The following is an 8,076-nucleotide window of genomic DNA, read 5'->3' as shown; positions in this document are numbered from 1 at the left end:
TTTTCAGATTTTGCATCGTCCGCACTTACCTGGCGATCAGGTATTTTTTTCACTGGATGACGCGCACGGGCAGTTTTGCTCCGGGCCAGGCAAGGCATATCACTCCGTCCCCAGGACTGTCCAAAGGGCCAGGCCTTCCGGCTGACCTGTTTCGCCACCATGTCAAACAATACCATGAATCTTCGTGTTCCGTGGCGTCGGTGGTTTGTGTGGTCAATGTGTTAAGGGAGCGTTACGGATGCCCCGGTCCGACTGTTACCCAGCAGGCCATTTTGGAAAAAGTGAGAACAGCCCACTGGAAAGAGCGCATGGAACCGGAAGGATACGAGGGGCGGCGGGGGTTGCCGCTGGCGGTTCTTTCGGCTGTGGTGAAAGACAGTCTTGTGGCCTATGGTATCCCCTTTAAAAAGGTTGAAATGATCCAGGGTTCCTTAAACCAGAGCAGGGCCAGGGTAAGGCAGCAGATTCTTGGGCACCTTAAAAAATTTCAATTTTTCGATAGTTGTCTGATTATTGCCCATTTTGACCAGGGTGCGTTTATAAAGGAATTGAACATTCGCCATATTTCGCCTGTGGGAGGCTTTGATCCGTCAACCGGTTTTGTCACCATCCTGGATGTTGACCCGGACCAGAAGTTTTCGTACCGCATCCCCTTCAATACGTTTTACAAAGGTATCGCCACCCCATACGCCGGGGTGTTCAGGCCTTTTGGGTATGACCGGGGAGGGGTTGTTGTCATTCATGTGAATTAAGGGTGGAGGCCCGGGCGCATAAGCGTTTCAAGCCGTTCGCGCAGGACTTCAAAATCCTCATTTTTTTCCCCGTAGACATGGATGGGATCTAAAAAACGCAGCCGGACTTTGGCAAAGGGCTTGGGTATCATGAAGTGGTCCCAGGAATTAAAAAACCATGCCTGATGCGAATCGATAAAAAAAGGGACCAGCAAGGCATTGGTCTGCAATGCCATTTTTATGATGCCCGGTTTGACCTTGCCCATGGGGCCGGTGGGACCGTCCAGGATATGGGCGCCAAAGCCATGAGTATTGAGGTGCGTAATCATTTCTGCCATGGCCTCTTTGCCGCCCCTTGAGGATGAGCCTCTTGGTGTGCGCCATCCGCTACGCCGGGCCACGGCGGAAATAAGGTCGCCGTCGCGGCTTCTGGAAATCATCAGCCCCGGATTATACCGGGCATATTTTTTAAAATGCCGGATGGCCGAAAAAAACTGTTGGTGCCAGGTTACCAGAATTACCGGCTGATTTCCATTGAGCATGCTCTGCCAGCTCTTTTCATTTTCAATTTTTAACCTGAAGGTCGCGGTATAAAGACGTATGAAATAATATAAAAAGCAGATAAAGGGACGGGTATAAATAATGTACTTAAATTTTTTTATCATTTTAAAGGTTCCATGGGAGAGTAATGACCCTGAAGCTATCAGACAGGGGTAAAAAAGCAAGGAGAAAAGGGTGCGGTAAATTCTTTAATTTTGATTAGGGACTCAATAGATCATTTTATCTTTTTCCGAAGAATAAAAAATTGTGTTTAAGGGCATCTCTTTCAGCTTCATTTTGCGCAGGATATCTTGCTCTATTTCTTCAATGGTGGAAAAACCCTGGGTCGAACACCCGCCCTCATGAAACATTTCTCCCCATGAGTTCAGATAAATAATTGTATAATCAGTTGTTTTTTCTTGTTTCGACGGCGCATAAAAATTGGTCGAGACAAATAGTCCAATCACTTTGCTAGCCATTAACAGTTGATCAAAGCTGACAGGATTTTTAAATAGCGGACTGAAAAAATTATGCATGGCCTTATAAAGATTCCGGATTGCATTAAAGGTTACACCGGTTGGATTGGGAATTAAATTGATGGTTCCATTCTCACAGTAAAGCCGGTTGTAAATCAACCATGCACCTATCGCCTCAATCGTCTTTGCTTTAATTAAAATATCTTCCAGATATTGGTGCCCATTTTTCTCCTTGTTTAGCAACTGCCACACGCCCGTATTCTTCCCATCTTTTATATGCTGCAGGTACAAGTGTTGATAGTAACGGTCATTTTGAGGTAAGAAAAGCATCTTCTCGATTCTACCGGGTTGTCTTACAAATTCAATAAACACCTTTCGCCCCAGCACGGTTCGGTCCTCAGGGCTAAGCCTTGAGGGGCTGAGGGCTTGACCGGAAAGAGTATCCATTATTTTTTTATATGTTTTGATCATATAGGCGTTGATGCTCTTTGAAAGACTTGCGACTTCGCCGTATTTCCAATCTTTGAAGCAACCCAATTTGAAAATGTCATATTTGGTCACACCCCATTGATGGATGCAGTGTTCAAGAAGTATTTTCCTGAGGCCAAAGATGGTATCATCAATTTGGGCTTGTTCTGAAATGCCCAGCTTTAGAAAAAAGCAGTGCAGCAACAGCGCAACCGAATGTGGATCGCCAACCGTTTGAAAATAGTCACGCAGATGTTCTAACAGGATAAAATATGCATCATTCTGGGCAAGTTTTAGTTGGGCTCCCGAATTCATCCATTCATCTTTATACTCATTGCACAGCAGTTTTTTCCCCTTATACTCATAAATATATTTTTCGAGAAGCGCCATTTTGATGACCGATTTATAGGGGCTTTTCAAGCTTTTAAACATCTGCCATAAAGATGCGCCCAAATATTCACCGGGCGAGATGGCATTGACATCTCCCAAATCGATATATTTGGAGGTATTGGAACAAATGATCACGCTGTTGCTGATCCCGCTGTAGCAATTCATACATATGGCGCTGGGCACAACCGCCCACAGCGCTATTTTTCCTGCAACATGCAGCATTGTTCTGTAAAATTCTTCTTTTAAAAGATTTGATTGCGCCGTACCGGAGCTTTCATGGGTTGTCCCGCCAAAATCATTGTTCTTTGCCCTTTGTACATCAACGATGAAAAATGTAACTTGGGTATGAAACTGATCCATGGCCAGTTGCTCCAGAATTTCCAGTTTCTTTTTCAATAAGGCGATATCCAGGATACTCAAGTTGGCTTGATTAATACAGACCCAGTAATCAATGTCAGAGCCTGATTCCTGTCCAATGGACCCGACACTTCCGATTGTAAAAAGGCTTTCTATCGCATACTCCCGGCATACTCCGACCGTTATTTTTTTTTTGCGGTCAATGTATTTGCTTAAGATTTCAAGGATTTCAGGGTTTGTCATATAATTCCAGATCCCACAAGGTGTCTGGGGGTCTATGGTCGTCATTCCGGGCAGAACAATGTTTTCATGAAGCAGCAATGGGATCAGTTGAAACAAATCCGTCTGATCTTTATTAAAAAGATCAAAGGCTGTGAGTATGGAAAGCTGATTTTGTTTTAAAAATTTTTTCTCGCCATAATGAATAAACTCACAGAAAATCTGCATATTCATTTCCGCCACAATTGATTTTTTCATGGGCGGCAGATTCTCAACAGAAAGTTGATATTTCCTGGCGTTGAAATTCAAGGCGTCCGCTCTATAGTGAACGGATCCTTTTGGCGGAAATTGACAGAACCGGGCATTGGTGCCTGAAAAATAGACCTGATCAATGACGGCATTCATAAATGAGACAGCGGAAATGGTGGAATAGGAAAAGCACGATCCGGAAAGGTCAGCCAGGTTAAATGATACTTTTGAAATCGTGGCTTCTATAAAGGGCGCATCTTTCAGACAGGCATGACTGAAGTCGCAATTATACATGGCAGTATGTTGAAAACTGCAGTTTGTAAAAACGGCGGATGCTGCATTCACGTTAATGAAAACAGCATGGTCAAAATTGACCTCTTTAAATCGTGCCTGACGCATATCAACATTATGCAAAACCGTCTTCTTGAAAAACGTCTTGGAAAAAGAGGTCTTGGAAAAGTCACTGTTATCAATGATGGATTTATTAAAAAAGAGAGAAGTCATCGAGAAGTCACAAGAGGTGAAATTCACATTGGTGAAGACCTGATCTTCAAGATATACGGTTGTTGAGTTTTCGTTATGTTTGAGTTTCTCTATCCTGTTTTGCATTAAAGTTAACGATGCACGCGACATCTCGGTGGTCTTTTTATGCACCAATTGGATTACAGGATCAAACTCCGTTTCAATACTTTTCTTTTCCTGTGCCAGAATCTGTTTTGTTTTTTCGATAAACGATTTTATTGCCGTTCTGTCGACAGCTTTATCGTCGGTTGCATATTTGACAAATATTTTAACGATCCGTTCCGGCCGTTTTTTGATCATTCCAAAAATACAAGCCAGATTTGCTCCGAAATTTAAATTTAGATATTGATTTTGATTCAGCGCAATGTCCTGAATAATAAAGAAAGAAAATTTGGACAAGTCGGATATTTCACTATGGATCAATGGTATCAGGGACGGATACTTATTGCGTATCATTTTCAATAACGTATGCGGTGCAAACTTTCCCGATACAACAAGGGCTTTAAAGGCATGAAGCGCTTCTCTTTTACTCCGTTGATAAAAAAGACGCAGGATCGGATCGGCAAGCTCTTTATAGGTCCCCACCGAAGATTCTTCAACAATATTGTAAACGGCAATCCGATTTTCTTCACTTTGCTCTCTATCCAGAATATCGATCAACAAATCAGGAGAAATTTTTGTGACCATCATGGCAAGCGCCTTCAGCCCGATTACTCTTGTTTCTGGAAATTGGGAGCGTATCTCATTGGAAAGGATCTGTTCAGGATCTCTTAATTCAGAATTAATATTATTTAAAAATGGGTCTACATCCCTTTGCCGGTCAAACAGACCGGCAAAGAATTTAACAACACAGTCGCGTTGTTGAATCGATTTCAATATCCGCTTAAACATAAATCCGAATTTCAACCTGATGCCTGGCGAAGATTGAATATATTCATCCACAAAAGCCAGACGTTCGGGTTCAGGGACCGTGAAAATCAGTTTTTCCATGTCATCAATGCTGACAAGCCCCTGACGAATGGCCTTGAATGCAAAGTAGGCCCCTTTACCTTTAATCCCCAGCAATGTTTTTATAAAGAAACTCAGTTGATCAAATGCCATATCGGGTTGAATCGCGGTATATATCCTGGCACACAGGGACAAGCTTTTTTTCATGCCCGTTGCATATTGGTTTTTATCCAAAGCATCTGCTAAAAGTTCGCCGATATTTATTTGAATGGCTTCAAGACTTTTTTGAGCATGGCTTCTCACGGATGCATAATACGAAGTCAAACCGGTAAGCACCGGCAAGATGCCAATTTCCGGATCTAATTTGCCGGCATTTTTGACGATCAAGACCTTTTCCTGCCGTGATAATTTTTCCCAGTGGGATTCAAATAAATGATAATCAAAATTATCAATTGCCAAATTCATAATTTATCACGACATATATTTGTCTCGGGTGTTTCGAATAACTCTCTGGCCTTGTAGGAACTTCTGACAAAGGGGCCGGAAGCCACCTGTTTAAATCCGATCTCCCGGGCCATCCGGTCAAGTTGTTCAAATTCTTGGGGGCTGTAGAATTTTTCCACGGAAAGGTGGGTTCTTGTGGGTTGAAGATACTGGCCCACGGTGAGGATATTGCAGCCATGATCGTACAGGTCCTGGAAGGTGGCTTCAAGTTCCTCTATGGTTTCGCCCAGGCCCACCATGATGCCGGACTTGGTCTGCAGCCCGGGAAATCGTTTTGTGACATTTTGAATCAGGTCAAGGGCTCTCTGGTACTGGGCCTGGGGACGGACCCTGGCGTAAAGGTCCTTAACCGTCTCAATGTTGTGGTTGATCACCTCAGGTTTTGCTTTGGCTACGGTTTCAAGGGCCTTGAGATCGCCCTGGAAATCCGGGATCAGGACTTCTACCCGGATGCGGGGACCGGCCTTTTTAATGGCCTGAATCGTACGTGCAAAGTGGGATGCCCCGCCGTCGGGAAGATCGTCTCTTGTAACCGACGTGACAACCACATAGGTCAGTTTCAATTTGAGTACGGTCTCGGCCACCCTTTGGGGTTCATCCGGGTCAACCGGAGTCGGCGCATTTGAGGTTACATTGCAGAAGCGGCAGTTCCGGGTGCAGTTGGATCCCAGGATCATGAACGTGGCAGTGTTTTTTGAAAAACATTCAAACATGTTGGGACAAGCCGCTTCCTGGCAGACGGTATGAAGGCCTGCTTCGGATAAAAGCCGGGTAACCCGCTGGTAATCCCCGCCTTTGGGCATGCTTTTTTTCAGCCACCTGGGTTTGCCTTTCCGGATGGTGTTAGAACCGGAAGGAGGCGTTTCTGTATGGCCGTTGGGGTTGTTCATGGGTTTTGTCCCTTTATGTTAAAATTAAAAATTTTGCAAAAAAAATAAAAAAAAAGATTTTTGACCCGTTCCATGGACGTTTTTGGATCAAAGAAGATATTTTGATGTTCCTGTGCAAGGGAAGTCATGGATAAATTTTGGAGACCGCAGGGATTGATCCAGGTAAAAGGGGTCAGGTCCGGACAGACATTCAGTGCCAGGCCATGGATGCAGATCCCTTTTTTAATCGAGAGGCCCACACTGCCGATTTTCTTCTTCCCCACCCAGAGTCCGTGGTTTTGCGGATCCCTTCGAGCCTCTACCCCAAGCTGCCGGGCCGTTCTCATCATAATTTCCTCAAGACCATGGACAAAGTCGGCCACCCCGATCCTGGATCGCTCCAGGTTCATGATGGGATAGAGTACAGCCTGGCCCGGCCCGTGAAAGGTAATGTTCCCCCCCCTTGCGGTCTGGACAATCTCAATCCCTTTTTCAGCCAGAAACTGTTCCGACACCACAAGGTTTTCCCGTCCCCCTCTTTTACCTAATGTGTAAACCGCAGGGTGCTGGACAAAAAAAACCCGGTCGCCAAGGCGCGGATCCTGGATCATCTTTTCCCGCACAGTGGTCTGAAGATCAAGGACCTGAAGATAATCCCGGATACCAAGGTCCTCAAATACAGCACATCTGTCATCCGCTGAAAGGGCGTGTCCGGTCATGGTTTGGTTCTTTCGTATAAATACGTTTCGGTTACCATTAATTACCCGGCAAATCAAGAATTTCTTGGTTTCGCCATATTGATAGCCCAAGCAGATATTGTGCATTCGGGCGCGTCCGCAGACCCGAATGTAATATATTGGGATCAAATTGAGATATCCATGCACATCGTTTATTCGACCGCCCCATATCCAAATCAACCCGAGCGGGCCTTCCAGGCGTATGCGATGCCGAACAAACCGAATATGATGCTCATCCCCGTAATACGTCTGCATAACTCATGGGTTCGCCGTCGTCGTATTTGGCACATCAGATGTTTCCATGGCGTTGATCCGTTCGATACCTTCAGCCGTAATACTTTTCACCACTGCAGGCCTATTGGCAGTCGCTTCGTCCATAATTTTACCGGTGACGGTCATTTCGCCCAGATCCTGTGCCGGTTTTTGAACCTCTTTATCGTCTTTGCCCGCAGATGAGGAGACTTCAGTTTTGTTTTCATCTTCGTTTTCATCCCCAATGGCCGCGCCCGGGGAAAAAAAATAGTTTCCCGCACATAAATATGACAGCAATACAGATCCATTTTTTCCTTTTCAACATTTTTTATGATCTGCCGATGATCAAATGTTGATCAATTTGTCCTGTCCTGTTACGGTAAAAAAAAATTTTTTACCGGAGGTTAACCCCCATGAATCGAGACCTGATTCACCCCTCGTTTTTATTATTACTGGTGTTGTTTATTTCAGCTGTTTTTCTTGTAATGATTAAATCTTTTCTCATGGCTATTCTGCTGGCCGGAATTTTCTCAGCCCTGGCCTATCCGTTCTATGAGCGGCTTAACAAATGGCTGAAAGGAAGACAGGCTGCAGCATCCGGGATTACCATCATGATTATCATCCTGATCGTTATTCTTCCTTTAAGCGGTCTTTTAGGCATTGTAACCAGCCAGGCCATCAAGGTGGGTCAGACAGCAACACCCTGGGTTCAGAAACAATTGTCTTCACCCGTAGCCATTTCCCAGTGGCTGGAAGATCTCCCTTTTTATGAACAGGTAGAGCCCTACCGAGAAACCATCTACATCAAGGCCGG

At 44.7% G+C, this 8,076-nt stretch carries 6 protein-coding genes and 1 pseudogene; 2 read left to right on the top strand and 5 right to left on the bottom strand.

Annotated elements, in window-relative coordinates; all coding sequences use genetic code 11:
- A partial coding sequence (locus B3D59_RS14790; RefSeq protein WP_286821119.1) for a phytochelatin synthase family protein occupies positions 1-752 on the top strand: 752 nt, incomplete at its 5' end.
- Here B3D59_RS14790 and B3D59_RS14785 read toward each other — a convergent pair.
- From B3D59_RS14785 to B3D59_RS14765, 5 genes are all read right to left on the bottom strand, one after another.
- Entirely contained in the window at positions 749-1,396 is a 648-nt protein-coding gene (locus B3D59_RS14785) for a lysophospholipid acyltransferase family protein (RefSeq protein WP_286821116.1), read from the bottom strand. The genes B3D59_RS14790 and B3D59_RS14785 overlap by 4 nt on opposite strands.
- A 102-nt stretch (positions 1,397-1,498) precedes the next feature.
- Positions 1,499-5,365, bottom strand: a complete 3,867-nt coding sequence (locus B3D59_RS14780; RefSeq protein WP_286821115.1) for a class I adenylate cyclase — start codon at positions 5,363-5,365, stop codon at positions 1,499-1,501.
- Positions 5,362-6,294, bottom strand: coding sequence for a lipoyl synthase (lipA, locus tag B3D59_RS14775; RefSeq protein ID WP_286821111.1), 933 nt, complete (start codon positions 6,292-6,294; stop codon positions 5,362-5,364). Before lipA ends, B3D59_RS14780 begins: the two co-directional genes overlap by 4 nt.
- The gene (gene lipB / locus B3D59_RS14770; RefSeq protein WP_286821108.1) at positions 6,291-6,992 is read right to left on the bottom strand and encodes a lipoyl(octanoyl) transferase LipB; all 702 of its coding nucleotides are present in this window, start codon (positions 6,990-6,992) and stop codon (positions 6,291-6,293) included. The genes lipA and lipB overlap by 4 nt, the downstream gene beginning before the upstream one ends.
- A 276-nt stretch (positions 6,993-7,268) precedes the next feature.
- On the bottom strand, positions 7,269-7,559 hold the full coding sequence (locus B3D59_RS14765) for a hypothetical protein (protein WP_286821105.1): 291 nt from the start codon (positions 7,557-7,559) through the stop codon (positions 7,269-7,271).
- 116 nt (positions 7,560-7,675) lie between these two features.
- Here B3D59_RS14765 and B3D59_RS14760 point away from each other — a divergent pair.
- A pseudogene (locus B3D59_RS14760) lies at positions 7,676-8,076 on the top strand (AI-2E family transporter); the annotation flags it as partial.

Origin of the sequence: Desulfobacter sp. UBA2225 (assembly GCF_002348205.1) — a bacterium.
Taxonomy (GTDB): Bacteria; Desulfobacterota; Desulfobacteria; order Desulfobacterales; family Desulfobacteraceae; genus Desulfobacter; species Desulfobacter postgatei.
Note: the sequence above shows the minus strand (reverse complement) of the source record. Positions and strands in the feature narration are given on the sequence as shown.

What these genes read in the sequence shown, in the direction of transcription:
- B3D59_RS14780 (WP_286821115.1), bottom strand. Translation starts at nt 5,365, where the DNA reads ATGAATTTGGCAATTGATAATTTTGATTATCATTTATTTGAATCCCAC.
- B3D59_RS14785 (WP_286821116.1), bottom strand. Translation starts at nt 1,396, where the DNA reads ATGATAAAAAAATTTAAGTACATTATTTATACCCGTCCCTTTATCTGC.
- lipB (WP_286821108.1), bottom strand. Translation starts at nt 6,992, where the DNA reads ATGACCGGACACGCCCTTTCAGCGGATGACAGATGTGCTGTATTTGAG.
- lipA (WP_286821111.1), bottom strand. Translation starts at nt 6,294, where the DNA reads ATGAACAACCCCAACGGCCATACAGAAACGCCTCCTTCCGGTTCTAAC.